Raw genomic sequence first — 26,537 nt, forward strand, 5'->3', positions numbered from 1 at the left:
TCCCAAGTTGTCGGCTGAAGATTCACATCAGTTCGATCGCCCGCGACCGCGGGTCGACCGGCCTTGCTCTGAACGGCCCTGCGTGCGCCGCGAGTCGCGGCGACGGTACTCCGAGGGCGGAGCGGACCTTCCCGCCATACGACGTTCATCCACGACCGGAAGTTGCTGTGTCCGCGAACGGCCCGGTGCGCGGGGAGGCGTGGACGGGCGGACCGGCTTGCGCTTGGCCGGCGCCCGGTAGGCCTCCGGAGCGGGCAGCCTGAGCAGCCCGCCGACACGGCCGGGACCGAGCGAACGCAGCGCCGACACGGCTTCGGGCTCGTGCCGGGCGCAGTTCGCGAGGATGCCGAACACCACCATGGTCGTCACGACCGAGGTGCCGCCGGAAGAGATCAACGGCAGCGTGAGACCCGTGACGGGCAGCAGCCGCACGACGTAGCCGATGTTGATCGCGGCCTGCGCGACCAGCCACACCGTCAGCGTCGCGGAGACGATCCGGATCCACGGGTCGGTGTTGCGCGACGCGATCCGCAGGCCGACCCACGCGAGCCCGCCGAACAGCACCAGCACCAGAGCGCACCCGACGAACCCGAGCTCCTCGCCGATGACGGCGAAGATGAAGTCCGACTCGACGTTGGGCAGGTACCGCCACTGCGAACTGCCCCGCGCGAGCCCCTTGCCGAACAGGCCTCCGTCGGCGAGCGCGAACATCGCCTGCCGGGCCTGGTGCCCGGCGCCCTCGGGATCGGCGTCGGGGTTGAGGAACGTCGTCACGCGCTGCAGCCGGTACGTGGCGCCGATCGCGAGCACGACGGCACCCGCCACCGCACCACCGGCGATCACGCCGAACAACCGCATCGGCGCGCCGACGAACCACAGCAGGCTGATCAGCACCACGCCGAGCGTGATCGTGCCGCCGAGGTCCGGCTGCAGCATCACCAGCGCGAACACCAGCATGGCCACCGGCACGACGGGCACCAGCAGGTGCCGGTACTGCGACAGCAACGCCCTCTTGGTGACCAGGACGTGCGCGCCCCACAACGCCAGCGCGAGCTTCACGGCCTCGATCGGCTGGAACGAGACGGGCCCGAGCGTGAACCACGAGCGCGCGCCACCGCGGACGTCGCCGAGCGGCGTCAGCACGAGGGCGAGCAGCAGCACGCCGATGCCCATCGCGGCCGTCGAGAAGTGCCGGAGCCGGCGCAACGGGAACCGCAGCATCACCCAGAACAGCACGGCGCCGATGCACACGTAGATCAGCTGCTTCTGGAACACGCTGTACGCGGACACACCGGACGCGACCTGTCCCGGCGCCGACGCCGACAGCACCATCACCAGGCCGAGCACGGTGAGCATGCCGAAGATCGCGAGCAACAGGTGGAAGTCGGCGAGCGGGCGGCTCAGCCACGAGGTCATGCCGGTGCGCAACGAGGCGACGCGGCCCGCGGGACGAACCTTCCGCTTGCTTCTCGGCTTGTCGGCGACGACGGTCACCAGATCATCGTCTCCTGTGTCAAGCGCTCGAACGGGGATTCCTGGGGCGTGTCGCCCCTTTCGAACCCTACCGGCCACCCGTAAGGCGCTTTACGGCATCCGTGAACGCCTGTCCGCGGTGCGCGTAGTCCGTGAACATGTCCATCGACGCGGCAGCAGGGGCGAGCAACACGGTGTCACCGGACTGCGCGAACTCCTGCGCGGCACGCACCACGGCCAGCATCGGGTCTTCGTCGTCCGCGAGGTCGAGCGCCACCACCGGCACGTCCGGAGCGTGCTTCGCGAGAGCCTCCGCGATCACCGCACGGTCGGCGCCGATCAGCACGGCACCACGCAGGCGATGGGCCTCGGTGCGCACCATGTCCTCGACCGACGCGCCCTTCAGAAGCCCACCGGCGATCCAGACAACGCTGTCGAACGCGCGCAACGACGCCACGGCCGCGTGCGGGTTCGTCGCCTTCGAGTCGTTGACGTACTTCACGTCGGCGGCGTCGACCGTGACGAGCACGGCGCGGTGCGCGGCCGGTTCGAACGCCTCCAGGCCTTCCCGCACGGCCTCGGACGGCACGCCGTAAGCACGCGCCAGAGCCGTGGCGGCCAGGGCGTCCGCGATGCCGGGAGGGCCCGCCGGACGGATCTTCGAGACCTCGATCAGCGCCTCGTCGTCGGCGAACGCGCGGTCGACCAGCCAGCCGTCGCGCACACCGAGCTGGCCCGCCAGCGGTTCTTCCAGCGTGAAGCCGACCTTGTCGCGCGCCGGGGAGTCTTCGAGCAGGTCGACGACGCGGTCGTCGTCGAGCCAGCCGATCGCCACGTCTCCGGTGAGGACCCCGGCCTTGGCCTGGGCGTAGGCGTCCATGCCGCCGTGCCAGTCGAGGTGGTCCTCGGCGAGGTTGAGCAGCGCGCCCGCCTGCGGACGCACCGACGGCGCCCAGTGCAGCTGGAAGCTCGACAGCTCCACGGCGAGCACCCGGCGGCCGGCGAGCAGCGCGTCCACGACCGGCAGGCCGACGTTGCCGCAGGCCACGGCGTCCGCGCCGGCGGCGTGCAGGATCGACTCCAGCATGCCGACCGTGGTGGTCTTGCCGTTCGTGCCGGTCACCGCGAGCCACACCGGCGGATCGGCCAGTTCGGTGCCCATCCGCCAGGCCAGCTCGACCTCGCCGATCACCTCGATGCCGGCGGAGGCGGCGGCCGCGAGCAGCGGGCTCGACGGCTGCCAGCCGGGGCTCGTGACGACGAGGGAGGTGCCGGCCGGGGGTTCCGCCAGGCCGGGCACCAGTTCCACGCCTTCGAGCAGGGTCTCCAGCGCCGCGAGTCGTTCCGGCGACGAGTCCGTCACCACGACCTCGGCACCCGCCGCGAGCAACGCCTCCGCGGCGGACCGGCCGGTCACTCCAGCACCGGCCACCAGCACCTTTGTTCCGGCCAGCTTGGTCATCGTCCTAGAACCCGCCCGTCAGCCACTCGCTGTAGAACACGCCGAGCCCGAACATGCAGCAGATGCCACCCATCAACCAGAAACGGATGATGACCGTGGTTTCCGCCCAGCCCGCCAGCTCGAAGTGGTGGTGGAACGGGGCCATGCGGAACAAACGCCGTCGCGAGGTGCGGAAGACCGCGACCTGCAACGCCACCGACAGGGCCTCGACCACGAACAGACCGCCGATGACGATCATCAGCAGCTCGGTGCGGGTCGCGATCGCGAGACCGGCGACGAGGCCACCGAGCGCGAGCGAACCGGTGTCACCCATGAAGATCTTGGCCGGAGCCGCGTTCCACCAGAGGAAGCCGATGCAGCCCGCCATCGCGGCCGCGGCGATCACGGCGAGGTCCAGCGGGTCGCGCACGTCGTAACACCCGGCCACGGCGTAGCTCGAGCAGTTGTAGCGGAACTGCCAGAACGAGATCACCACGTAGGTGCCGAACACCATCGCCGACGAGCCGCCGGCCAGGCCGTCGAGGCCGTCGGTCAGGTTCACGGCGTTCGACCACGCGGCGACCATGCCGTAGCAGAAGACGATGAACCCGATGGTGCCGAACGAGACCACGGTGATGTCGCGGACGAACGACAGGTTGACCGACGCGGGCGTCAGGCCGTCCTTGTTCGGGAACTGCAGCACGAGCACCGCGAACGTGATCGTCGCGATGAACTGGCCGACCAGCTTCGCCGTCTTGTTCAGGCCCAGGTTGCGGGCCTTGCGGATCTTGATGAAGTCGTCGAGGAAGCCGACGAGCCCGAGGGACGTCGTCAGCATGAGCACGAGCAGGCCGGACGCCGTCGGGGTCTGCCCCGAGGCGGAAGCCGACATCGAGTTCACGAGGTGTGTGCCGAGGTAACCGGCCCACATCGCGACCAGGATGGCGAGGCCACCCATGGTCGGCGTACCGCGCTTGGTCTTGTGGTGCTGCGGACCGTCCTCGCGGATCTCCTGGCCGAAGCCCTGCCGGGAGAAGACCTTGATCAGATAAGGCGTCAGCAGGATCGACACCGCGAGTGCGATCGCTGCCGCGATCAGGATGCTCTTCACTTGGTTCCTGCCTCCAGCAGGGCCTCGGCAATGCGCCACAGGCGATAGGCGTTGGATGCCTTGACCAGCACTACGTCACCGGGCCGGACTTCCCCCTGGAGCAACGCGACAGCCGCGTCTGCGTCCGGCACCCTGACGGATTCGTCTCCCCAAGATCCTTCCAGGTGCGCGCCCTGGTGCATCGCGCGGGCCGCCTCACCGACGACGACCAGCTTGCTGATGTCGAGACGCACCACCAGCCGGCCGATCTCGTCGTGCTCGCGCACCGCGTCGTCGCCCAGTTCCGCCATCGGGCCGAGGACGGCCCAGCTGCGCCGGGCGGGCGTGGTGGAGCGCGCGATCGACGCGAGCGCCTTGAGCGCCGCCCGCACCGAGTCGGGGTTCGCGTTGTAGGCGTCGTCGATGACCGTCACGCCGTCCGCGCGGTCGGTGATTACCATGCGGTGCGCGGAGACCCGTTCCGCCGCGCCGAGCCGTTGCGCGACCTCGGCGGGCGTGGCGCCCAGCTCCAGGGCGATGGCGGCGGCGACCAGCGCGTTGCCGACCTGGTGCGTGCCGTTGAGCGAGAGCTTGACGTGCGCGTCGCCCTGGGCGGTCTTCAGCGTGAAGCTCGCCCGGGCCTGCTCGTCCAGCTCGACGTCCTCGGCGCGGACGTCCGCGTTCTTGTTCTCGCCGACGAGGACGACCTTGGCCTTGGTGCGGCTCGCCATGCCCGCCACCAGTGGGTCGTCGGCGTTGAGGATCGCGACGCCGTCCTCAGGCAACGACTCGATCAGCTCGCCCTTGCCCTGGGCGATGCCCTCGCGGGAACCGAACTCACTGAGGTGCGCGGTGCCGACGTTGAGCACGGCGCCGAAGCGCGGCGGGGCGACCTCGCACAGGTTCGCGATGTGGCCGATGCCGCGCGCGGACAGCTCCAGCACCAGGAACCTGGTGTCCTCGGTCGACCTCAGCGCGGTCCACGGGTGGCCGAGCTCGTTGTTGAACGACTCCGGCGGCGCCACGACGTCACCGACCGGCCGCAACACCTGGGCGATGAGGTCCTTGGTGGACGTCTTGCCCGCCGAACCGGTGACGCCGACGATCGTGAGGTCCTTCAGGCGGTCGGTGACGTGGCGGGCGAGCTTGGCCAGTGCCTCGAGCACCGCCGCGCCCTCGCCGGTCTTGTCCCCGGCGAGCACGTAGGCGTTGGCGTGCCTGGTCTCCACCGGCGGTGCGATCACCGCGGGTGCGTCGACCTCGCGGCCCGCCAGCACGCCGGCCGCGCCCGACGCCACGGCCTCCGCGGCGAAGTCGTGGCCGTCCACGCGTTCGCCGGGCAGGGCCAGGAAGAGGCCCCCCTCGGTGATCTTGCGGGTGTCGAACTCGATGGTGCCCGTCACGACCGGACTGCCATCGGTCGCGTGCAGGCGTCCGCCGACGATCTCAGCGATCTCGGCGAGCGTGAGTGCGATCAACGGTGTGCCCTCCTGATCGCGGCGGTCAGCGTCTCGACGTCCGAGAACGGATGGACCACGCCGGCGATCTCCTGTCCCGTCTCGTGTCCCTTGCCCGCCACGACGACGACGTCACCCGGAAGTGCCAGCTCGACGGCCTTCTCGATCGCGAGCCTCCGGTCGCCGATCTCGAGCACCTCGCCCCGGTTCGCGGTGGCGAGCGCCCCTTCGAGCATGGCGGCCCGAATAGAGGACGCGTCTTCGCTCCTCGGGTTGTCATCGGTGATGATCAACACCTCGGCGCGTGCCGCGGCGGCCTCGCCCATCAGCGGGCGCTTCGCCCGGTCCCGGTCGCCACCGCAGCCGAGCACGATGATCACCCGGCCGTCGGTCTTGGCGCGCACCGCGTCGAGCGCGAGCGCGACGGCGGCGGGCTTGTGCGAGTAGTCGACGACGGCGGTGAAGTCCTGGCCCTCGTCGACGCGCTGCATGCGGCCGGGCACCTGGACGGTCTTCAGCCCCTCGGCGATGGCCTCGGCGCCGATGCCCTCGACGTGCAGGCAGGCGATGGCCAGCAGGGCGTTCGCGATGTTGAAGCTGCCCGCGAGCGGGAGGTGGATCCGGATGTCGCCGCCGGGGCCGTGCGCGGTGAAGCTCTGCTCACCGGTCGGCGACACCTCGACGTCGCTCGCGGTCCAGTCGGCGGGCTTGGTCATGGCGACGGTGATCGTGCCGGCCTTGACCAGCCTGTCGCCCCACTCGCCGTCGACGCAGACGATCTCCCTGCGCGCGCGGCCGTCGAACAGCTGCGCCTTGACCTGGAAGTACTCCTCCATGTCGGCGTGGAAGTCGAGGTGGTCCTGGCTCAGGTTCGTGAACGCGCCGATCTCGAACTCGGTGGCGGCGACGCGCCCCATGTGCAGCGCGTGGCTCGACACCTCCATCGCCACGTCGGTGACACCGCGCTCGGCCATCACCGCGAAGAGCGCTTGCAGGTCCGGCGCCTCCGGCGTGGTGTGGGAGCTGCCGAGCTGCTCGGTGCCGATGCGGGTGCCGACCGTGCCGATCAGGCCGGTCTGCCTCCCGGCGGCCCGGAGCACCGACTCGATCATGTACGTGGTGGTGGTCTTGCCGGACGTGCCGGTGACCCCCCACAACTTCACCTTCGTCGACGGCTGCCCGTAGACGTGCGCGGCGAGCAGCCCCACGACCTCACGGGGGCGCGGGTGGATCAGCACGGGCACGTCTTTGAGGGAGTCGCGCGCGGCTCCGGCCTCGTCCGTCAGCACGGCGACGGCACCGTTCGCGATCGCCGTGTCGGCGAAGTCGGCACCGTGGACGTGCGCACCGGGCAGTGCGGCGTAGAGGTCCCCTGCGATCACGTGCTGTGCACGCAGAGTCACCCCCGTCACCTGGACGTCGGCATGCGCCGGCCTGGTCAGGTGCACGTCGGCCACCGCGGCGAGAGCAGCCACGGAAGCAGGGCGAATGGCGTTGGGGCGGGGCGGGGCGGTCGCGACCTTGCCCTCGAGCTTGGCAGGCACGGGCAAGAGGCTACCGGCGTACGCGGAGTGGTCGAGCGGCGCGTTGGCGTTCGGGTGATGATCGGCGGTTCTGGGCCGTTCGGGTGGCCGTTCGCGCTGGTCCTCGCGGGCGAGCCCGTCCGGCCGAACAAGTTCCTGCCCGCTTCGTGACTTAGTGCCCTGTGGGCACCGGTGCGGCTGCGGTGAGGTAGGGAGCGGCAGGAGGCGGCGATGAGAACCAGCTCGGCGGTGGAACCCAGGAGATTCTCGTTCTGGGCACCGGATTTCAGTCGTTCCGTGACGGTCGGAGTGGACACCTCCGAATCCGCATATCACGCTTTCGAGTGGGCAGCGCGGCACGCGTGGTCACTCAGGACAGACCTCCAGGTGTACCTCGCGGACCCCGGCGACACGACGGTCCAGCGGGTCCTGGAGAGACTCCCCATGCTCACCGCCCACTTCCGCCCGAGCGGAGACGACCCGGTGGCCGCACTGGTGGGGGCGTCGGACTCCAGCGCGACCTTGGTCTTGGGGTGCAAAGGCGAACAGCACCGCGGCCTGGGGCTGGGATCCCTCGTCCTCCCGGTGTTGCGCCGCGCGCGGTGCGGAGTCGTGGTCGTGCGCGGCCGCCCGGAGGCGATCCGCGGTGAACACGGCTGGATCACCGCTGCCGTCGGCGGGTGCGAGGACCCGGTCGTGCTGCGGCGCGCGGTCGAGCTCTGCCGCACCCGCCGAGCGCGGCTGCGGTTGCTGCACCTGCACCTGCCGGCCCAGAACGACGCCTCCGTCCCCCGCGACGAGGCGGCGGTCCGGCGGGCAGTGCTGTTCCTGCGCACCACCGCTCCCGAACTGACGCCCGAGGTCCTCGTGGAGTCACGGCATCCGCACGAGGCGTTGGCGGCACTGGACTCCGACCTCGTGGTGGTCGGGAAGGGCGGGCAGCACGACGGCGTCGGGCTGATCACGCGAGCAGCGCTCTACCACTCGTCGTGTCCCGTGCTGGTGGCTCGGCCCGAACCTCTGCAGGACGACCGGGCGGCGCTCTAACAGTCCTTGCGCAGCACGGTTCCGGTGGTGCCCGCCAGGGCGATGTAGTTGACCGGTGCGCCCGTCTCGTTGGTGTGGATCGAGTCGAGGCGCACGGTCACCGGCCCGGTGCCCGTCCGGTTCGCGTTGACGAGCACCGTGCCGCACTCGAAGTCGCGCTGGTGCACGTTCTTCGCGATCTCGCGGTGGGCGCCGAGCGGGGCGCCGAGGTCCCAGTCGTACTCGGCGCGCCACTGCGACGGGTTGTCGTAGCGGTCGGTCTCCTCGATCTCGGAGATCGCCGCGTGCTCGCCCTTGGCCAGCAGGTAGCTCGCGAAGGCGTAGCGGAACGGCTGCTCGGCGCCGCTGTGGTGCGGCTGGACCCAGGTGATCTTGCCCTTGGCCTCGTTGGCGGTGATCTGCTCGACCTGCCGGCTCCAGCCCTGCGCGTACTCGGAGAGCAGGTCGCCGTCGCCGAAGGTCAGCCACCACTCGTCGAAGCCGCCGTCGAGGTGTTCGACGTAGCTGTCCCAGGCGCCGTCGTGCAGGCGGGCGTTGGACATGTTCGCGACGGTCTTCAGGCCCGCGTCCACGAACTTCTGCCGGGTGTTGGCGAACAGCGAGCGGTACGCCTCGCGCATCGACTCGTCGGTCGGGTACTGGGCCGGGCAGACGCCCTGGTGGTAGGTGTCGCAGGCGAACAGGGCGTTGTCCATCAGGACGCCGTCGAAGACCTTCGCCGAGGACGCGACCACGTTGTCGGCCCAGGCGTTCTGGTACGCCGGGTTGCCGACGTCCATCTGCCAGTGGCCCTCGTAGCCGGAGTACTCGAAGCGGTCGCCGGCGGAGTCGCGCAGGAACCACGACGGGTCGGCCTCGCAGTACCCGACGCCGGTGGGCAGGTCGGCGTCGTCGACACCCTTCGAACACGCGTAGCTGCGCGTCGACGAAAGATCTTTGTAGACGAAGACCTGAATCTTCGGGTTCGCTTTCTTGAGCTTGGCCGCAAGATCACTTTCCCAGGCGTTCAACACCACGTACGAACGTCGCTGCGCTTCGAGTTCGATCATTTTGTCGGACGTGGGCGTGCTGTTCATGTGCAGCCAGTACGACTTCACGGCCGACTCGTCCTCCGGAGTCTGAGCTGCGGGAGCGGGTGCGATCCCGAGCAGAAATGCCAAGATCGAATATACGGTGGCACGCACGACGGATCTCACCTCGTTCAACTCTCCGGTTTCGAAGAATTAAACGTGACGAATTGCGTCTCAACACGAAGAAGTTTTCACAGTCAAGATGACGGAATCACGCCTGGGCGCACCCCGGGCTCTTGCGAATCATCGGCGCACCACCGAGAATGCGCGCCCCTCAGAGCTGCAACTGGACGTACGGCGTCTGCTCGGCCGACATCGGCACCTGGAACCGCTGGGTCAGGAAGGTCGCGATGTCGTGGAACACCGGCGCCGCCGACTGGGCGCCGGACGGTGCGTCGAGCATGATGCCGACCACGTAGCGCGGGTTGTCGGCCGGGAGGATGCCGGCGAACGTGGTCCAGTACTGCGACTGGGAGTAGCACTTGCAGGCCTGGTCGATCTGCTGCGCCGTGCCGGTCTTGCCCGCGATCTGGTAGCCGGGCACGGCGGCGGGCTTGCCGGTGCCGTTCTGGTTCGCGTCGCGCGGGTCGGACTGCGTGACCGAGCGGAACATGTCGCGGACGGTCTTCGCGGTCTCCGGCGACACCACGCGGACGCCGTCGGGGCGCTGCTTCTCCGAGCGCGCGCCCGCCTCGCCGATCTCGGCGCGGACCAGTCGCGGCGGGATGCGCACGCCGTCGTTCGCGATGGCCTGGTACATGCCGGTCATCTGCAGCAACGTCATCGAGAGGCCCTGGCCGATCGGCAGGTTGCCGAAGGTCGAGCCGGACCACTGGTTGAGCGGCGGGACGACACCGGCCTCCTCGGCGGGGACGCCCGACTGGGTGCGCTTGCCCAGGCCGAACTTCTGCAGCATCTCGGCGTAGCGCTCCTGGCCGACCTCCTGGGCGGCCTCGAGCGTGCCCACGTTGGAGGACTTCGCGAACACGCCGGTGAACGACATCGGCACGGTGCCGTGGTTCCAGGCGTCCTTGATGATCCGGTCGGCGACCTTGATCGACCCCGGCACCTGCAGCACGTCGTCCGGCTTGAACAGGCCGTACTCGACGGCGGCCGCGGCCGTGACGATCTTGTTCACCGACCCGGGCTCGAAGCTCGACGACACCGCCGTGTTGCGCTTCTGGTCCTCGGAGGCCTTGCCGAAGTCGGTCGGGTCGTACGTCTTGTCGTTGGCCATCGCGACGATCTCGCCGGTGCGGCTGTCCAGCACGACCGCGGAGCCGTTCTTCGCGCCGAACTTCTTCGTGTAGTCGCTGATGATCTTCTGCACGGCGTACTGCGTGTCGATGTCGATCGTGAGCTCGAGGCTCTTGCCCGGCTGCGGCTTCACGAGCTCGCGCTCGGTGTTCGGGATGACGAGGGTGTCGTCACCCGACATCGTGTCGACCACGCGGCGGCCCGTCCGGCCGGCCAGCACGTTGTCCTGGGCGTTCTCCAGACCGAGGATGCCCTGGACGGTCGGCGGCTTCTCCTCCTGGCGCCAGTTCGCCGCGCCGATGATGTTCGACGCCAGGTCGCCGTTGGGGTAGATGCGCTTGGAGCGGTACTCCGAGCCGATCTCCGCCGGGTACTTCTCGACGATCTTCGCGGCCTTCGCCGGTTCGGACTCGCTGACCAGGACCTCGTAGGTGACGTCCTTGACCAGCTGCTGGTAGACGGTCTCCTCGTCGGTCTTCTCCCCGTTGACCTCGGGGCCCAGCGTCGACGAGATGAACTTCGCCATCTCGCGGGCGTGCTCGTCGTAGGTGCCGGGGTACTTCTTCGCGTCCTTCGCGTGGGCGTCGTCCCAGTTCTTACGCGCGCGCTGCGGAAGGATGTAGAGCGCGCGCACCTCGATCGAGAACGCGAGCTGGTTGCCGTTGCGGTCGAGGATCGACCCGCGCTCGGCGGGGATGTCGATGGGCGTGGTGCGCTGCTTCTGCGCCTGCAGCGAGAGCTCCTCCGCCTGCAGTCCCTGCACCTGCACGAGCTTGACGCCCGCGACCACCAGGGCACCGATCAGCAGGACGCGGCCGACGCCGATGCGCAACCTGCTGTTGCCACCCAGGCGTGCGGCCGGGCGGGGACCGCGCACCGACAACGGGCGGCGCGGCCCCCTCGTCTGCTGACCGGGCATCAGCCACCCGCCGGAGGCGTCTGACCGGCGGGAGGCTGACCTGCCGGAGGCGTCTGACCGGCGGGCGTCTCAGGGGACGGCGGTGGCGGCGGCGTCGACTTGGTCGGCGCGCTCGGCTTGCCGAACTCCTCGATCGAGCCGTCCGGGTTCTGCCGCAGCCGTGCCGGGTTCGACGGCTCGACGAGACCCATCTCCCCCGCCCGGCGCGCGAGGTCGGTCGGCGACTCGAGCAGCGCCACCTCCCGGCGCAGCTGCTCCATCTGCAACGTCAGCCTCTCGGCCTCCGCCCGCGCCTCCTGCAATCGGTACGTGTCGGCGGCGGCCTGGGTGGAGAAGTACATGATCCCGGCGACGCCCGCGCCCAGCACGAGCATCACCAGCACGACGAACGGCGCCTTCGACGCCACCTTCTGCTGGGAACTCGCGGCACCGCCGCGCAGGTTCGAGGCGCGCTGGGCCCGCCGGGCGTAGGCGCGTTCGGCTCCGGCGGAGCGCCGGCGAGCCTTGTCCTGCTGCTCGGCCTTGTCCTTCGAGGGGTCGCGGGGCGACGAGCCACCGACCCGTGCGGGTGCCGTCACCTCGGTGCTCCGATCCGCTCGGCCGCGCGCAGGCGCACCGGCGCCGCCCGCGGGTTGTCCTCGATCTCCTGCTCGTTCGCCAGCTCCGCGCCCCTGGTCAGCAGCTTGACCTCGGGCCCGTGGCCCGGCAGCTCGACCGGCAGGCCCGGCGGCGTCTTCGACTTCGCCAGCTCCGCGAGCGCCTGCTTCACCATCCGGTCCTCGAGGGACTGGTACGACTCCACGACGATGCGACCGCCGATGCCCAGCACGCCCAGAGCGGCCGGCAGCGCGAGCCGCAACGACTCCAGCTCGCCGTTGACCTCGATCCGCAACGCCTGGAACGTGCGCTTCGCCGGATGCCCGCCGGTGCGCCGCGACGCCGCGGGCACGGCCGCGTAGAGCAGCTCGACGAGCCGCCCGCTGTTCGTGAACGGCTCCTTCTCGCGCTCCCGCAGCACCGCGGAGGCGATCTTGCCCGCGAACCGCTCCTCGCCGTAGGTCGACAGGATCCGCGCGAGGTCGCCGTGCGAGTACGTGTTGAGCACGTCCGCCGCCGTCATGCCGGTGCCCTTGGACATCCGCATGTCGAGCGGGGCGTCCTTCGAGTACGCGAACCCGCGTTCCTCCTCGTCCAGCTGCAACGAGGACACGCCGAGGTCCATCAGGACACCGTCGACCTTCGAGAAGCCGAGGTCTTCCACGGCTTCGTCGATGTGGTCGTAGGTGACGTTGACGAGATGAACGCGGTCACCGTGGTGAGCGAGGCGCTTGCCCGCCATCTCGATGGCCTGCGGGTCGCGGTCGAGCCCGATGAGGGTGAGCTCGGGATGGGCGCTCAACAGCGCGTCGGAGTGGCCGCCCATGCCGAGGGTCGTGTCGACAACGATGGCAGGCTTGCCGGAGAGCGCTGGAGCGAAGAGTTCCAGGACGCGGTCCAGCAGCACCGGTACGTGCCGCGGCTGATCCATCGTCCCTCTGCTCCCCTGATGCGCGTTTCGGGTGACGTCAGGTCCCCGCCCGCCCGTCGAACCTGGCGCCGGGGAAGGTGCGCCAGGGCCGATACTCGAGCGGACCGAGGCCTCACGGCACCCGAATCGCGTTGAACATCCGGCCTGTTGCTCGGCTGACCGCCATCAGAAGACGCCCGGAATGACCTCCTCGCGAGCGGTGGCGTAGCCGTCCTCGTGCTCGTCGAGATAGGTCTGCCAGGCCGCCGCGTCCCAGATCTCCATCCTGGTGAACGCGCCGACGACCACGCACTCCTTGGTCAGCCCGGCATACCGGCGCAGTTCCGGTGCGATCAGGACGCGGCCCTGACCATCCGGACGCTGCTCGTCCGTTCCTGCGAACAGATAACGCTGATAGGCGCGTACGGCGTCGTTGGTGAACGGCGCCTCGGCGACCTTCTTCGCCATCTGCTCGAACTCAGCCCGGGGAAACACGTACAGGCAGTGGTCCTGGCCTTTGGTGACCATGAGACCTCCCGCCAGTTCGTCCCGGAACTTCGCAGGCAGTGTCAGCCGACCTTTGTCGTCCAGGCGCGGGTAGTGAGTGCCCAGGAACACGGCATCCACCTCCCTTGCCGGACGACGAGACCGGCAGTGGAGCCCCCGTCTGCCCCACCGGCCGCCACAGTACCCCACTTTTCACCACAGTCAACGTTGAAACAGGTGTTTACACAGCATGTCGAAACTCGTTTTCCCAGGTAGACGCCGTGGGGCAGCGTGGGGGGACGGTGGGGGAAGTGGTCATGCACCACCTTCGCGGGTGAGGGTTCAGGTCCGGATAAGCACTCGAACGGCCTAGAAATTTTGGCCAAAACATGGGGTTGGGAAGCATCGGTGGGGGAAGGTGGACTGAGGTGGAGCGAACCCGATTCAGCCCGCAGGTGGCAGGGCACTCACCAGGAGTCGGGGCGACGTGAGCGAAGGCAGACGAGCATGGGTGCCAGTGGGCGGCGAGCCGGGACCGTCGGCGCGGCCAGCTACCGTGATGACGAAACGGTCACGACCGTCTGAAGACCGTGAGCGCACACTGGTTCACACTTCGGGTAACGGCACTTAGCCGTGGTTTGACACACTGCGTGAAACGCTCACACGTCCGTGTTCCGGACACGGCTGCTGGAGGTTTAGTGACGCCGGGAAGCCCAAGCGCGAACAGTCACGCGCCGGTCGATCAGGTTCTGGGTGAGTTGCACGGCGCCGTCCAGCGGATCGCCGCGAACGTCGAGCGGGTGCTCGTCGGCAAACCCGACGTGGTCCGTCTGGCCCTCGTGACGCTGCTCGCCGAGGGGCACCTGCTGGTCGAGGACGTGCCGGGTGTCGGCAAGACCTCGCTGGCCAAAGCGCTGGCCCGTTCGATCGACTGCACGGTGAGCCGGGTGCAGTTCACGCCCGACCTGCTGCCGAGCGACATCACGGGCTCGTCGATCTACAACCGGCAGGAGAACGACTTCGAGTTCCGGCCGGGCCCGATCTTCGCGAACATCGTCGTCGGCGACGAGATCAACCGCGCCTCCCCCAAGACGCAGTCCGCGCTGCTGGAGTGCATGGAGGAGCACCAGGTCACGGTCGACGGCAACACGTACCCGCTGGGTTCGCCGTTCATGGTGATCGCGACGCAGAACCCGATCGAGATGGAGGGCACGTACGCCCTTCCGGAGGCGCAGCGCGACAGGTTCACCGCGCGCGTGTCGATCGGGTACCCGGACCCGCAGGCCGAACTCGCGATGGTCGACGAGCACGCGGGTCACAACCCGCTCGACGACCTGCGGCCCGTCTCGGACGCCGCGCAGATCCTGCGGCTGGTCGAGGCCGTGCGCCGGGTGCACCTGTCCCCCGAGGTCCGCAGGTACGCCGTCGAGCTCGTCTCGGCGACGCGCCGCCTGCCGGAGCTCCGGCTGGGTGCTTCTCCCCGGTCCACGCTGCACCTCGTGCGCGCCGCGCGGGCACAGGCGGCGCTGGCCGGCCGTGACTTCGTGGTGCCGGACGACATCCACGCGGTGTCGATCCCGGTGCTGGCCCACCGGCTCGTGCTGACCGCGGAGGCCCAGGCCGCCCGCCGGTCGCCCGCCGAGCTGATCAGGGCCCTGTTGCAGCGCGTGCCGGTGCCGACGGCGGCACTCGACCCGAGCGCGGCGTTCGTCCGGAGCATGAACAACAACAACGCAGGGACGCCACGCTAACGATGCGCACCGCACTCTCCGGTCTGACCACACGCGGAAGATGCTTGCTGGCCGCGGGGTTCGCCGCCGGAGTGTGCGCCGCAGTGCTGAACGAACGCGACCTGTTGCGGGTCGCCGCCTTCGTGATCGCGTTGCCGCTGCTGGCCGCGTGGCTCGCGACGAGGGCCCGGGTCGGCCTGCACGCCGCCCGGTACCTCGCGCCGAGTCGCGTGCCGGTGGGGGCCGCGTCCGAGGTGAAGCTCGACCTGCGCAGCACCGGCCGGCTGCCCACGGGCGGGCTGATGCTGGAGGACACCGTTCCGTACGCGCTGGGCGCGCGGCCGCGGTTCCTGGTGGAGCGGTTGCCCCGCAACACGCCGACCTCGCTGCGCTACCCGCTCAAGCCGGTCATGCGCGGCATCCAGCAGGTCGGGCCGCTGATGGCGCGGATCACCGACCCGTTCGGCCTCGCCGAGTTCGACCGCGAACTCGCGGGCCGGTCCCGGCTGGTCGTGGTGCCTCGCGTCGTGCGGCTGGCCGGTCTGCCCGGCGGGTCCGGCATGGGCGCGGGTGACGACGGCTCGGTGCGGCTGCGCGCCGGTCAGGGCGAGGACGACGCGGTCGTGCGGCCGTATCGGCAGGGCGACGACCTGCGGAAGGTCCACTGGCGGTCGACCGCTCGCCGTGACGAGCTGATGGTGCGCGTCGAGGAACGGCCGTGGCGCGGCGGCACGACGGTGCTGCTGGACCACCGGGTGCACGCGCACCGCGGCAGCGGGCCCACGGCGTCACTGGAGTGGGCCATCTCGTTCGCCGCGTCGATCTGCCTGCACCTGCACCACTTCGGCCACCAGGTGCGCCTGGTCTCCGAGGACGGGCGGGTGCTCGCGGGCGGGTCGTCCGACGGCGGGCACAGCGACCACGTGGTGCTGGACTCGCTCGCGGCGTTGCAGGGTTCGCACCGCCGTGAGCTCAGCGGCGGGATGGACCCCGGCGCCGGCCAGGAGGTCATCGCGGTGCTGGGCGGCCTGTCGCCCGCGTCGGCGGAGGAACTGGTCCGGTACCGGCCGCGCGGTACCCGCAGCCTGGCCGTGTTGCTGGACGTGAACGCGTGGGGCGGCGGCACCGACAGCGCCGCTCCCGAGCCCGAGGACGCCCGGCGGTTGCTGACCGGTGCGGGCTGGGGCGTGGCGATCGCGAAGCCGTCCGCGTCGATGCAGCAGGTGTGGCAGGAGTTGTGCGCCTCGGCGGGCACCCGGGGTTCGTCGTTCCGCTCGGAGGTGGGCTGAGATGGGGTCCCGTTCCACTTCCTCGAAGGGCACCGAGCCCGAGTGGTTCACCTCGGCGACGCCGTGGATCGCCGCGCTGGCCGTGCTCTGCGCGTCCACCGCGCTGTCCGGCGTCATCGAGGGCGACCTGTGGCTGGTGCGCATCGGCGTGGTGATCGTCGCGATCACCGTGACCGGCGCGTTCCTGCGGGCGACCCGGCTGACCCCGCCGCTGGTCGCGATCGCCCAGGTCGCCGTGCTGTTGTGCCTGCTCACGGCGTTGCACACGCGGTCGGGCATCTTCCTGTTCATCCCCGGCCCCGACGCGCTGGGAGAGCTCGGCGACGTGCTCGCGGACTCCGTGGCGCAGGTGCAGACCGGTGTTCCACCGGTGCACGCGTCACCGGCGATCCAGGCTCTCGTGGTGCTGGCGATCGGCTTGGTCGCGGTGCTGGTCGACACGCTGGCCGTCGCCGCGGCGGCCCCGGCGGCGTCCGGCCTGGTGCTGCTGTGCGTGTTCGCCGTCCCCGCGTCGCTGGCCGACGAGATGCTGCCGTTCTGGACGTTCATCCTGGGCGCGGCGGCGTTCGCGATGCTGCTCGCGGTCGACGGTCAGCACCGCCACGAGGCGTGGCGGGGCCGGCTCGGTTCCGGGTCGGCGAGCGGGTCCGGCGGGTCCGCGACCTCCGTGGCGGCGATCGCGATGGTGATCGCGCTGATCGTCGGCGCGGGCTTCACGCTCGTCGGCACGGTCGGCAGGTTGCCCGGCAGCGGTGGTGGCGGCGGTGGCAAGGGCGGCATCGGACTGAGCGAGATGACGTCGCTGCGCGGCATGCTCAACCGCGGCCGCAGCGCCGAGGTGTTCTACGTGCGGGGCATGACCGATCCGACGTACATGCGGGCGTCGACGCTCGCCCAGTACGTGCCGAACAAGGGCTGGGAGCGGGGCACCCCTCCTGGCGGCCAGCCCGCGCGCGGGGAGCTTCCGCCGCAGCCTGGCGACCGAGGTGAAGGCAAGATCACCCGGATCAACATCGAGCCGCGCGACTGGCGGAGCTTCTGGCTGCCGACCTACGGCTCCGTCCGCCGCATCGACACCCCGGACGACGACTACCAGTTCGACCCGAAGAAGGGCGTGATCTACACCCAGCGGGAGCGCGAGCCGGAGCCGTACGAGATCGACACGGTGATGGCGACGCCGACGAAGCAGGCGCTGCGGCTGGCACCGACCCAGGCGAACGCGGTCGATCGCGAGTACTACAAGTTCGACGGTGTCGAGCAGGGGGTCGTGGACGCCGCGAAGAAGGCCGTCGAGGGCGCCACCAACGACTTCGACAAGGCGGCCGCGCTCACGGCGTTCTTCAACAGCCCCACCAGCGGGTTCGAGTACAAGCTCCAGACCGGCGGCGACATCACGACGGACGCGCTGAGCGACTTCGTGCTCAGGAGCAAGGTCGGCTACTGCGAGCAGTACGCCTCCGCGATGGCCGTGATGGCGCGCGTGGTGGGCCTGCCGTCGCGCGTGGCGATCGGTTTCACCGCCGGCGTCCCGTCCGCGGACGGCTCCTACCGCGTGGTCAGCACCGAGGACGCGCACGCGTGGGTCGAGATCTTCTTCCCGAACTACGGCTGGATGACCTTCGACCCGACCCCGGTCAACGACGGCCGCGGCATCGTGCCGCCGTACCTGCGCGAGACCGCGCCGGGTCAGGAGGAGGTGCCGACGGCCGAGACGACCACGAACCCGGCGGCGCCGTCGCAGTCCGGTTCGGCCCAGGCGTCGGCCTCGCCCGACGGTGAGGACGGCGACCAGGGACTGCCGCAGGCCCAGGAGTCGGGCCCGCCTCCGTGGCACGTGTGGGCGCTGGGCGTCGTGCTGGTGCTGGCGGCGTTGTTGTCGGTTTTCCTGGTGCTGGCGCTGCTCGGAGTGGTCGGCGCGGGCCTGCTGGGCATGGCGTGGGCGCGCAAGCTGCTCATCCCGGCCGTGGCCGGGCTGTGGCTGATAGGCGCGGGACTCGCGGCCGCGATGTTGTCGTGGTGGCTCGGTGTGGTGCTGGTGCTCGCCGGGATCCTGTTCACGCCGCTGCTGATCCGTGCCGTGCGACGGCGCAACCACCTGCACGCGGTGACGGTGCTCGGCCCCGGATCGGCCACCGCGGCGTGGAGCGAGCTCATGGCGGAGTCGATCGACCGCGGCGCGCCCGTGCCGTCCGCCGAGACGATCCGGGTCGCCGCCCGCCGGCTTGCGCGCGAGCACAACCTGGACGACGCGGGCAAGAACGGCCTGCGGACGGTGATCGGGGCGATCGAGCGGTCCTGGTACAGCCCGCACCCTGCCGCCGACCCGTCGTTGCCGGGCGCGCTGGCGGCGGTGCGCCAGTCGTTGCGGCAGAACGCGCCGCTGTCGTGGAAGGCGAAGTTGTTCCCGAAGTCGGTGCTCAAGCCGTCGCCCGCGCCGGTGGCCGACGCTCCCGACCGCGAGCCCGTCGGGGTGTAGGTCCCGCACGACGACGATGGGCCCGCTCCCCTGCCGGGGGCGGGCCCATCGTCGTGAAGCTGCTCGGGCGGTTTACTGCTCTTCGTCGAAGCGACGGCGGAAGCGCTCTTCCATCCGTTCGGAGAACGAGCTGCGGCTGCGCGCTGGCTTGCCGTCCTCCTGCGTTCCCTCGGCGACCTGGTCACCACGACGCAGCGTCGTCAGGGTGATGAGCGCACCGAAGAACATGAGCAGGAAGCCGAAGACGCTCACCACGGGAATGCTGGCGATCGAGAGCTGCGGCAGCATCACTCCGGTGATGAGCGCGGCCACGCCGACCACGAACAACACGATGCCCTGCACGCGGCGTCGCTTGGACGGCCGCCGCAACTTGGCGCCCCGTACGGTAGATGCGAACTTCGGGTCCTCGGCGTAGAGCGCGCGCTCGATCTGGTCGAGCAGTCGCTGCTCGTGCTCGGAGAGTGGCATCGTTCCTCCTCCGGCACAGCGGTCGCGGGCGCCGGGTGTTTTCGGTTTCCGCCGAACCCGGCGGACGACCCACCCTGGGGACGTCACCCTCCAGGATACGATCCGCGCGCCCCGGCGACTACCCAGTCGGCCTTCTCATACGGTCTGTTCTGTCACCATCATCCTCCTGGGGCAGTGGTGAGGCCTTCGTGAGGCTCCTTCCAGCCCCTTGTGGCCTTGAGTTCACGTGTCGTTCGGCCCTGGTCCTCGCCCGGGAAATCCCCGCTTGCTCGGATCGGTCGCATGACCGAACTGATCGTGAACGGTGCCGCCGAGCAGGGCCTGACCGGCTGGCTCGTCGTCGCGGGCGCCCCCGTCGTGCTGCGGTACGACACGGGGCAGGGGTATCCGGGACCCGGTGATCCCGGTCCGGCGGAGCGTGGCGCGTCGTTCTTCGGTGGCGGCGACACGCCACTGAGCACTCTGCGACAGAACGTGACGTTGCCGCGCAAGTCGTCTCAGTTCGCCGTGTCCGCATGGCTCGGCGGCTACGCATCGCAGCAGGACGGCGCCCGACTGTCCGTGGAGTTCCTCGACGCCGGCGGCACCCCGCGCGGTCTCGTGGTGCTCGGCCCGGTGACGGCGGAGGAGCGGTCCGGCCGCACGGGCCTCGTCGAGCGGTCGGCGCGGGGCACCGTGCCACCGGGCAGCCGCACCGCCGTGGTGACGCTGCAACTGACCCGTTCCGGCGGCGGCACGTCGAACGACGGCTACGCGGACAACATCTCGTTCACGGTCGGAGGCCGCTGATGCTGAACCGACGTGATCTCCTCCGTGCCGCGGCCGCCGCCGGTGCTCTCGGCACCGTGTGGCCGCTCTCGGCCGGTCTGTCCCCCGCGCAGGCCCACGCGGCCGCTCTCGACCTGGGCGCGTCGTGGGACGCGGCGCCGTTCTGCCTGGGCGTCGGCTCCGGGGACCCGTTGCCGGACAGCGTGATCCTGTGGACGCGGCTGGCACCCGAGCCGCTGGCGTTCGAGCAGCCGTTGCCCGAGATCGTCGAGGTCGAGTGGGCCGTCGCGCTGGACCGCACGATGCGCTCGCGCGTGGCGTGCGGGAAGATCGCCGCGTCGAACCTGTTGGGGCACAGCGTGCACGTGCCCGTGCATGGACTTCGTCCCGGCCGCACCTACTACTACCAGTTCTCGGCTCTGGGCAAGCGTTCTCGTGTCGGCCGTACCCGCACCGCTCCGGTCGGCCCGGTGTCGAAGGTGCGTTTCGCGACGGCGAACTGCCAGGCGTTCCACGACGGCTTCTACGCCGCTCACCGCGGGATCGCGGCCGAGAACCTGGACTTCGTCGTGCACCTGGGCGACTACATCTACGAGCACGGCCAGGTCGGCGGCGCACACGTGCGTGATCACGAAGGCCCCGCTGTGCTGTCCCTTGCGGACTACCGGCGCCGCCACGCCTTGTACAAGGGCGATCCGTCCCTCCGCGACGCCCACGCCGCTCATCCCTTCTACCTCACCTGGGACGACCACGAGGTCGTCAACGACTACAGCGGCACCGAGGGCTCCGCACCGTTCGTGAAACGCCGTGCCGCCGCCTACCAGGCCTGGTACGAACACCTGCCGATCCGCTCTGGGAGCGCTCTCGAACCGCAGATCCACCGCCGCCGCGAGTGGGGGTCGTTGCTCGACCTGACCGTGCTGGACCTGCGCCAGTTCCGGTCCGCGCAGAACCTGCCGTCAGGCACGATCCTGGGCGCTTCGCAGAAGAAGTGGCTGCTGGACGGCATCTCCGGCGCCCGCGAGGCGTGGCAGGTGTGGATCAACTCGATCATGCTGTCGCAACTGGCCCGCCAGGGCGGCGGTTACTACTTCACCGACCAGTGGGACGGCTTCCTGGCCGAACGCCGCGAGGTGCTCGGGCACGTGGCGTCCTCCGGCCTGAAGGACCTCGTCGTGCTGACCGGCGACTGGCACTCGGCGTTCGTGGACGACATCCGCCCGGACTTCGACGACGTGTCGTCACCGGTGATCGGCACGGAGTTCACCGCGCACTCGGTCACGTCCGGGGCCTACTCGCCGGAGTGGAACGCGGTGAACGGACCGGTGATGGGGGCGGCGAACCCGCACCTGAAGTACTTCGAGGGCAACAGGTACGGGTACGACGTGTACGAGGTGACGCCCCAGCGGTTCACCACGCACATGAAGGTGATCGGGGACCGGCGGGACGCGGCGTCGCCGGTGTCGACGCTGACGACGTTCCACGTCGACCGGGGGAAGGCCGGGAGTTACGAGGACCCGGCGACCGCGGGCTCGCCTGCGCAGTACCGGCGGCCCTGACCGCCGTGCGGGCGGGGATCGCTCCCCGCCCGCACGTCGTCGGTCAGCTCGCGATCTTGTAGGCGTGGATGATCGTCACCTCGCCCGTGTTGCCCGCCGCGTCCGTGGTCTTGGCACGCAGTGAGGCGAACTTCGCGTTCTTCGGGTGGTGCACGACGGCCTTGTCGCCGGCGACCTGCACCTGCTTCCAGGTCGCGCCGTCGTCGAACGACACCTCGACGGTGACGCGCCTGACCTTCGGCGTGTTCTGGGCCTGCTCGACCTTCAGCGGGACCAGCTGCACGCGGCCGTGGGCGGTGTCCTTGTCGTCGAGCTTCGGCAGGAAGCGGACCACCGTGAGCGGGAGGTGCGTGATGTCCGCGGTGTGCTTGGCCTTGAAGGACCAGGCGCCGCTCACCTTCGACGACAGCTCCGTGTCGCGGCTGTGTTCCATCTCGGCACGGTAAGCGCCTTCCGCCGCCGGGACGTCGAAGATCGCTCCGGGGCGGTCCGACTCGCCGAGCTTGGTGCCGTTGTGGAACAAGGCGGTCTTGGCGGTGCCCGTGTTCGCCCTGCCCTCGCCGCCGTTGCTGTCGGTGAGGAGCGGCACCCTGACCGCGATCTGGTCCTCGAGCCGCGCGAGGCCGAAGCCGGGCGCCGACGGGACGGACGGGCCGAAGACCGCCGCGCCGAACGTCTGCGAGTACTTCTTGCCGCCCTTGAAGGAACGTGCGGGCGTCTCGGTCGAGTACTCGTTGTTGTTGTCCGGGCCGACCCGGTCGTAGATCCAGCTCCACTTGCCGGTCGCGGTCGAGACCAGGTCGACGGCGCGGCCGCCCTCCGGCACCGGGGTGAACCAGCCGAAGCCACCACTGCCGTCGATCGGGTTGGGCATCACGGCGATCCCGTGCTTGCGACCCTCACCCGCGTTGCGGAAGCTCGACGTCATCTCGGCGAGTTCGTTCGCCCCGGCCGTCCGCTCGTAGCCGGTCGGCATGCGCTTTTCGCTGTACATCAAGCGATAGCTGACCGGCGTCTTCTCGTCGCGTGGCGTGCCCTGGAACTGTTCGGCGACCGTCACCAGAAAGCCGGACGCGTCCGGACCGATCTGAGCCGTCGCGATCTGGCCCGCCAGGCCGTCGAAGAACGCCCAGCCGATGCCGTAGCTCCTGCCCGCGACCGAAGCGGTGTAGCCGATCGTGCCGATCATGCCCTTGGCGGCGGCGTCCGGCGTCTTCAGCGCGACCGGTTTGGTGGTGCGCGCGTCGGCCGCGAACGACCCCTTGCCCGTCACCACGAACTTCGGCTGCACCTGGAGGTAGACCTTGAAGTCCTGGCTGACGATGGCGCTGTCCACCAGGTACTCGCCCTTGGGCAGGCGGACGTTCGTGCCCCGCCCCGGATACGCCTTGCCGGTCTTGGTGTTGACGAACACCGTGCTGTGGCCCTCGGCCGGGTTGCCGTCGGGTCCGAGCACCGAGAGTGCGGTGTCGTAGCTCTCGACCTCCCGGTTGACGCTGACGAGCGTGCGCAGTCCGTTCGACGCGACGACCGCACCGCTGTAGGCACCGTCCGGCGCGTTCGCCCTGGTGTCGGCCGTGATCGTGGCCTTCGCCTCGCCGCCGGCCGGAACGGTGACCTTCGCCGGGGACACGGCGAACAGACCAGCGGGCGCGGGCTTGCCGTCCGGTCCCTTGACGTCCACGCTCAGGTCGAGCGTGACGGGCTCCGCGCCGGGATTGCGGTAGGTGACCTCGCGGACGACCTTCTGGTCGTCGTCGTGCGGCCACTGCTGCAGCCCGAAGTTGATGTTCGCCGGGTCGGCGATCACCTGCTGCGCCAGCATCTTCGGTACGTCGACCCGCCCCGCGCCCTGGTCGAACGCCGTCAGCGACTGGTTCGCCTTCGCCGAAGCCATGACGGTCGCCTTGAGCCGCGACCCGGACCAGTCCGGGTGCTGCTGCTTGAGCAGCGCGACGACACCAGCGACGTGCGGCGTCGCCATCGACGTGCCGTCCATCGCGACGTGCCCCTGCGTACCGGCCTCGGCCGCCACGATGCCGACGCCGGGCGCGGTCACGTCCGGCTTCACCGCACCGTCCGCAGCCGGGCCTCGGCTGGAGAACGGCGCGATGCCGTCGTTGCGGTCCACCGCCCCGACGGTCAGCGCGGACTCGGCGCTACCGGGCGAGCCGATCGTCTCCGGACGCCCGGAGTTGCCCGCCGCGATGACGAACAACGCGCCGGTCTCCCTAGAGATCCGGTTGACGGCCTCCTCGATCGGGTCGATCTCCGGGGTGTCACCACCTCCCAGACTCATGTTGACGACGCTCGCGCCCTGGTCGGCCGCCCACTGCATGCCCGCGAGGATCGCCGAGTCCGGACACCCGCCCGGCTGGCACACCTTGCCGTCGAGGATCTCGGCGTCCGGCGCGACACCGCGGTACTGCTCGCCCTTGCTCGCGATCGTCGACGCGACGTGCGTGCCGTGCCCGACCTCGTCGGTGTTGTCCGGCGAGTCGGTGAAGTTCTTCTCGGCGACCTGCTTGCCCTGCAGGTCCGGGTGCTTCTCGTCGACGCCCGTGTCGAGCACGGCGACCTTCACGCCCTTGCCCGTGACACCGGCCTGCCACGCCTGCGGCGCACCGATCTGCCTGGTGCTGCGGTCGAGCGACACCTTGCGGACGCCGTCGAGCCACACCTTCTCCACCGCACCACCGCGCAGCGACTCCCAGGCGCTGCCCGACTTCTCGACGGAGCCCGTCACCAGACCGGCCACGGTTCCCTTGGCCGCCAAGGCGTTGATGCCGCCCGATCGTGCGCCCGCCGCCGGCCGCACGATCACGGGAATGGTGCTGCGCCGCGCATCGTCGTAGCCGAACTCGGCCAGCGACGTCACGTCGAACAACCGCAGGTCGAGCTTCCCGTTGTCCACCAACGCGATCGCGTCCGCGGGCACCACGTGCCGATGCCCGTCCCGCGTGAAGGTGCGCACCGGCAACCTGTCCCGCCCCGGTCCCGGCACGAACCGCACGACGCGGTCGCCCGCCAGTTCCACCCGGTCACCGGTGATCAGCGTGACGCTGCGATCACCCTGCCCGGCCCGCTGCTCGTCCGCGTGCGCGACGGCCGCCGTCCCCGTGATCGTTCCCGCGGTGACGAGACCAGCCGACAACGCGAGCGCGGTGAACCCCCGACGGGCACCTCGCTGTCCTGCTCTCACTGCGTACCTCCAGTGCTCGATGAGGTGTTGCGTCAGTGACCGTAGGGACACCGAGCGTCACCACACCTCCCTCTGGAGGCCGGAGCTGCGGGTGCGGATGTCATCCCGCAGAGGTACCCGCACTGGCCGATCGGCTGGTTGACACACCGCCGCCGGACCGGCGCACCTCCTTTCGGGATTGAGTCGTGACCGGGTTCTCGTGCACACTTCGTCCTGCCGTCGTCTGGGGGCGGCGCGGGGGCTTTGGGGGAAGGTCGCTCTACTCATGCGTGTTTCGTTGCGTGCTGCCATCTCGGTGGCGCTGCTCGTCGGTTTCTACGTCCTCGCCTTCGGGTTGATCGGTGGCCTGCTCGCGCTGGAGACCTACGCCCTGATCGAGCGCCCGTTCGTCGGCGCGAAGCTGGCACTGTTCGTCGTGCCGGTGGTGTACGCACTGGTCAAGGGTCTGATCTCACTGGAGCGCCGCACACAGGACGAGGTGCCCGGCATCCTCGTCACGCCCGCGGAGCAACCCGCGCTCTGGGACCTCGTCCGCCGCCTGGCAGCCGACGTCGGCACCCGCCCGCCGGACGAGATCCGGATCCTCGCCGCGGTGAACGCCGGAGTCGCCGAGGACACCCGATTCCTCGGGCTGCGCGTCCTCGAACGCAGGATGTTCATCGGCGCACCTCTGCTCACCTCCTTGACCGAGAAGCAACTCATCGCCGTGCTCGCCCACGAACTCGGGCACTACGCCAACAGGGACACACGCCTCGCGGGCGTCGTGGTCTCCGGACGCGAGGCGATGCTGCGCGCCGGTTCCCACATGAACACCGAGCGCTGGCTCCAGCGCATGATCACGAAGCTGTTCCGCGGTTACGCCAAGCTGTACCTCCGTGTCTCCCAGGCGATCAGCCGCCGCCAGGAGTTCGCCGCGGACCGCGTCGCCGCCACGCTCGCCGGCTCGTCCGCCGCCGCGTCCGCGTGGCGCGAACTGCCGGTGATCGACGCCGCGTGGAACCTCTTCACCAACCGTCATCTGACCGTCGCGTGGGAACTCGGCTACCTGCCCACGACGTTCTTCGACGGCTTCGCCCGCCTGCGCACCTCCCCCGAACTCCACGAGGAACTGGAGGAGATCCGCCAGCACCCGCACGACCCGGACCGCGGCCCGTACGACTCGCACCCGCCGTTGCAGGACCGCATCACCGCGATCGAGGCCCTGGGCCTCGAACCCGAGCAGGGCTGGGGCGACCGCCCGGCACTGGAACTGCTCACCGACCCGATGCCGCTGCTCGACGCCGCCGTGCTCACCACGCTCGTGTCCGACGCCTCCGCGAAGGAACGCGTCGACTGGGCCACGCTCGGCCACATCGGCGCACGGGCCCGCGTGGTCCGAGGCACCGAACGACTGCTGCAGGCCTCAGCCACGGCGATGAACCAGCCGCCGTCACTGACGACCGTGCTCGACGCACTGGACGCGGGCCACCTCATGGGCCTCGGCACTCACACACCCGGCAACCGCGAGGCAGGCGCCCGAGCCCGCCGCGAGATGGCCCGCGGCGAGGTGCTGCCCGAACTGTCCGCGTTGGTGGCACTGGCGTTCTCCGACGCGGGCCTCGCCCGCTGGGAACTGGACTGGCTGGGACGAACCACGTTCGTCACCTCCTCTCACGACTTCGACATGGCCGAACACCTGGACGCCGCGGTCGCCGACCACGGCAACACCGAGGGCCTGCGCACCGCGCTCGCCACCGCCGGTGTGGCCCCCGACTACCGCCCCGCGCACTGAGCGT

19 protein-coding genes are annotated in these 26,537 nt (G+C 70.1%); 7 read left to right on the forward strand and 12 right to left on the reverse strand.

Annotated features, from left to right (window positions below; translation table 11 throughout):
• Positions 1 to 27: 27 nt before the first annotated feature.
• The 5 genes from ftsW to PV646_RS01840 form a co-directional block, all read right to left on the reverse strand.
• Positions 28 to 1,494, reverse strand: a complete 1,467-nt coding sequence (ftsW, locus tag PV646_RS01820) for a putative lipid II flippase FtsW (protein WP_500339692.1) — start codon at positions 1,492 to 1,494, stop codon at positions 28 to 30.
• Between the two features lie 67 nt (positions 1,495 to 1,561).
• Entirely contained in the window at positions 1,562 to 2,935 is a 1,374-nt protein-coding gene (murD, locus tag PV646_RS01825) for a UDP-N-acetylmuramoyl-L-alanine--D-glutamate ligase (RefSeq protein WP_500339694.1), read from the reverse strand.
• Positions 2,936 to 2,939: 4 nt separating this feature from the next.
• On the reverse strand, positions 2,940 to 4,025 hold the full coding sequence (mraY, locus tag PV646_RS01830; RefSeq protein WP_500339695.1) for a phospho-N-acetylmuramoyl-pentapeptide-transferase: 1,086 nt from the start codon (positions 4,023 to 4,025) through the stop codon (positions 2,940 to 2,942).
• Positions 4,022 to 5,482 (reverse strand): UDP-N-acetylmuramoyl-tripeptide--D-alanyl-D-alanine ligase, encoded by a 1,461-nt coding sequence (locus PV646_RS01835; protein ID WP_500339696.1) that lies wholly within the window; start codon positions 5,480 to 5,482, stop codon positions 4,022 to 4,024. The genes mraY and PV646_RS01835 overlap by 4 nt, the downstream gene beginning before the upstream one ends.
• Positions 5,479 to 7,005, reverse strand: a complete 1,527-nt coding sequence (locus PV646_RS01840; protein ID WP_500339697.1) for a UDP-N-acetylmuramoyl-L-alanyl-D-glutamate--2,6-diaminopimelate ligase — start codon at positions 7,003 to 7,005, stop codon at positions 5,479 to 5,481. Before PV646_RS01840 ends, PV646_RS01835 begins: the two co-directional genes overlap by 4 nt.
• A gap of 276 nt (positions 7,006 to 7,281) precedes the next feature.
• Here PV646_RS01840 and PV646_RS01845 point away from each other — a divergent pair, with 276 nt between their 5' ends.
• The gene (locus tag PV646_RS01845) at positions 7,282 to 8,031 is read left to right on the forward strand and encodes a universal stress protein (protein WP_500339698.1); all 750 of its coding nucleotides are present in this window, start codon (positions 7,282 to 7,284) and stop codon (positions 8,029 to 8,031) included.
• On the opposite strand, the gene PV646_RS01850 is transcribed toward PV646_RS01845, so the two are convergent.
• The 5 genes from PV646_RS01850 to mraZ all read right to left on the reverse strand — a co-directional run bounded on the left by PV646_RS01850 (position 8,028) and on the right by mraZ (position 13,402).
• Positions 8,028 to 9,215: a putative glycoside hydrolase gene (locus tag PV646_RS01850; protein ID WP_500339699.1), complete on the reverse strand. Its 1,188-nt coding sequence runs from the start codon at positions 9,213 to 9,215 to the stop codon at positions 8,028 to 8,030. The genes PV646_RS01845 and PV646_RS01850 overlap by 4 nt on opposite strands.
• Before the next feature lie 160 nt (positions 9,216 to 9,375).
• Positions 9,376 to 11,277 (reverse strand): peptidoglycan D,D-transpeptidase FtsI family protein, encoded by a 1,902-nt coding sequence (locus tag PV646_RS01855; RefSeq protein ID WP_500339700.1) that lies wholly within the window; start codon positions 11,275 to 11,277, stop codon positions 9,376 to 9,378.
• A complete protein-coding gene (ftsL, locus tag PV646_RS01860; RefSeq protein ID WP_500339701.1) occupies positions 11,277 to 11,855 on the reverse strand; it encodes a cell division protein FtsL in 579 nt (192 codons plus the stop codon). The genes PV646_RS01855 and ftsL overlap by 1 nt, the downstream gene beginning before the upstream one ends.
• Positions 11,852 to 12,805, reverse strand: coding sequence for a 16S rRNA (cytosine(1402)-N(4))-methyltransferase RsmH (rsmH, locus tag PV646_RS01865; protein ID WP_500339702.1), 954 nt, complete (start codon positions 12,803 to 12,805; stop codon positions 11,852 to 11,854). The genes ftsL and rsmH overlap by 4 nt, the downstream gene beginning before the upstream one ends.
• 165 nt (positions 12,806 to 12,970) lie before the next feature.
• Positions 12,971 to 13,402: a division/cell wall cluster transcriptional repressor MraZ gene (gene mraZ, locus PV646_RS01870; protein WP_030479478.1), complete on the reverse strand. Its 432-nt coding sequence runs from the start codon at positions 13,400 to 13,402 to the stop codon at positions 12,971 to 12,973.
• A gap of 617 nt (positions 13,403 to 14,019) precedes the next feature.
• Here mraZ and PV646_RS01875 point away from each other — a divergent pair.
• The 3 genes from PV646_RS01875 to PV646_RS01885 are packed head-to-tail and all read left to right on the forward strand — an operon-like array spanning position 14,020 to position 18,765.
• A complete protein-coding gene (locus PV646_RS01875) occupies positions 14,020 to 15,021 on the forward strand; it encodes an AAA family ATPase (protein ID WP_229693250.1) in 1,002 nt (333 codons plus the stop codon).
• A 2-nt stretch (positions 15,022 to 15,023) separates the two neighbouring features.
• Complete coding sequence (locus PV646_RS01880) at positions 15,024 to 16,289, forward strand: DUF58 domain-containing protein (RefSeq protein WP_500339703.1); 1,266 nt, start codon at positions 15,024 to 15,026, stop codon at positions 16,287 to 16,289.
• A 1-nt stretch (position 16,290) separates the two neighbouring features.
• Positions 16,291 to 18,765 carry a transglutaminase TgpA family protein gene (locus PV646_RS01885; RefSeq protein ID WP_500339704.1) on the forward strand — a complete coding sequence of 825 codons (2,475 nt, stop codon included), beginning with the start codon at positions 16,291 to 16,293 and terminating at the stop codon, positions 18,763 to 18,765.
• A 72-nt stretch (positions 18,766 to 18,837) separates the two neighbouring features.
• Here PV646_RS01885 and PV646_RS01890 read toward each other — a convergent pair whose 3' ends face one another.
• Positions 18,838 to 19,233: an SCO2097 family morphological protein gene (locus tag PV646_RS01890; protein WP_329789677.1), complete on the reverse strand. Its 396-nt coding sequence runs from the start codon at positions 19,231 to 19,233 to the stop codon at positions 18,838 to 18,840.
• A 282-nt stretch (positions 19,234 to 19,515) separates the two neighbouring features.
• Here PV646_RS01890 and PV646_RS01895 point away from each other — a divergent pair, with 282 nt between their 5' ends.
• Positions 19,516 to 20,022: a phosphoesterase gene (locus PV646_RS01895; RefSeq protein ID WP_500339705.1), complete on the forward strand. Its 507-nt coding sequence runs from the start codon at positions 19,516 to 19,518 to the stop codon at positions 20,020 to 20,022.
• Positions 20,022 to 21,560: an alkaline phosphatase D family protein gene (locus PV646_RS01900; RefSeq protein WP_500339706.1), complete on the forward strand. Its 1,539-nt coding sequence runs from the start codon at positions 20,022 to 20,024 to the stop codon at positions 21,558 to 21,560. Before PV646_RS01895 ends, PV646_RS01900 begins: the two co-directional genes overlap by 1 nt.
• A 43-nt stretch (positions 21,561 to 21,603) precedes the next feature.
• On the opposite strand, the gene PV646_RS01905 is transcribed toward PV646_RS01900, so the two are convergent.
• On the reverse strand, positions 21,604 to 24,762 hold the full coding sequence (locus PV646_RS01905) for a S8 family serine peptidase (RefSeq protein WP_500339707.1): 3,159 nt from the start codon (positions 24,760 to 24,762) through the stop codon (positions 21,604 to 21,606).
• 265 nt (positions 24,763 to 25,027) lie between these two features.
• On the opposite strand from PV646_RS01905, the gene PV646_RS01910 reads away from it, so the two are divergent.
• Complete coding sequence (locus tag PV646_RS01910) at positions 25,028 to 26,533, forward strand: M48 family metalloprotease (RefSeq protein WP_500339708.1); 1,506 nt, start codon at positions 25,028 to 25,030, stop codon at positions 26,531 to 26,533.
• Positions 26,534 to 26,537: the final 4 nt, after the last annotated feature.

This window comes from Streptomyces sp. ID05-26A (assembly GCF_033794685.1).
In the GTDB taxonomy this organism is placed as follows: domain Bacteria; phylum Actinomycetota; class Actinomycetes; order Mycobacteriales; family Pseudonocardiaceae; genus Lentzea.

Bases quoted from the DNA above. Each gene is read 5' to 3' on its own strand.
- PV646_RS01880 (WP_500339703.1), top strand. From the start codon at position 15,024: ATGCGCACCGCACTCTCCGGTCTGACCACACGCGGAAGATGCTTGCTG.
- rsmH (WP_500339702.1), bottom strand. From the start codon at position 12,805: ATGGATCAGCCGCGGCACGTACCGGTGCTGCTGGACCGCGTCCTGGAA.
- PV646_RS01855 (WP_500339700.1), bottom strand. From the start codon at position 11,277: ATGCCCGGTCAGCAGACGAGGGGGCCGCGCCGCCCGTTGTCGGTGCGC.
- PV646_RS01900 (WP_500339706.1), top strand. From the start codon at position 20,022: ATGCTGAACCGACGTGATCTCCTCCGTGCCGCGGCCGCCGCCGGTGCT.
- PV646_RS01910 (WP_500339708.1), top strand. From the start codon at position 25,028: ATGCGTGTTTCGTTGCGTGCTGCCATCTCGGTGGCGCTGCTCGTCGGT.
- PV646_RS01895 (WP_500339705.1), top strand. From the start codon at position 19,516: ATGACCGAACTGATCGTGAACGGTGCCGCCGAGCAGGGCCTGACCGGC.
- PV646_RS01890 (WP_329789677.1), bottom strand. From the start codon at position 19,233: ATGCCACTCTCCGAGCACGAGCAGCGACTGCTCGACCAGATCGAGCGC.
- murD (WP_500339694.1), bottom strand. From the start codon at position 2,935: ATGACCAAGCTGGCCGGAACAAAGGTGCTGGTGGCCGGTGCTGGAGTG.
- PV646_RS01885 (WP_500339704.1), top strand. From the start codon at position 16,291: ATGGGGTCCCGTTCCACTTCCTCGAAGGGCACCGAGCCCGAGTGGTTC.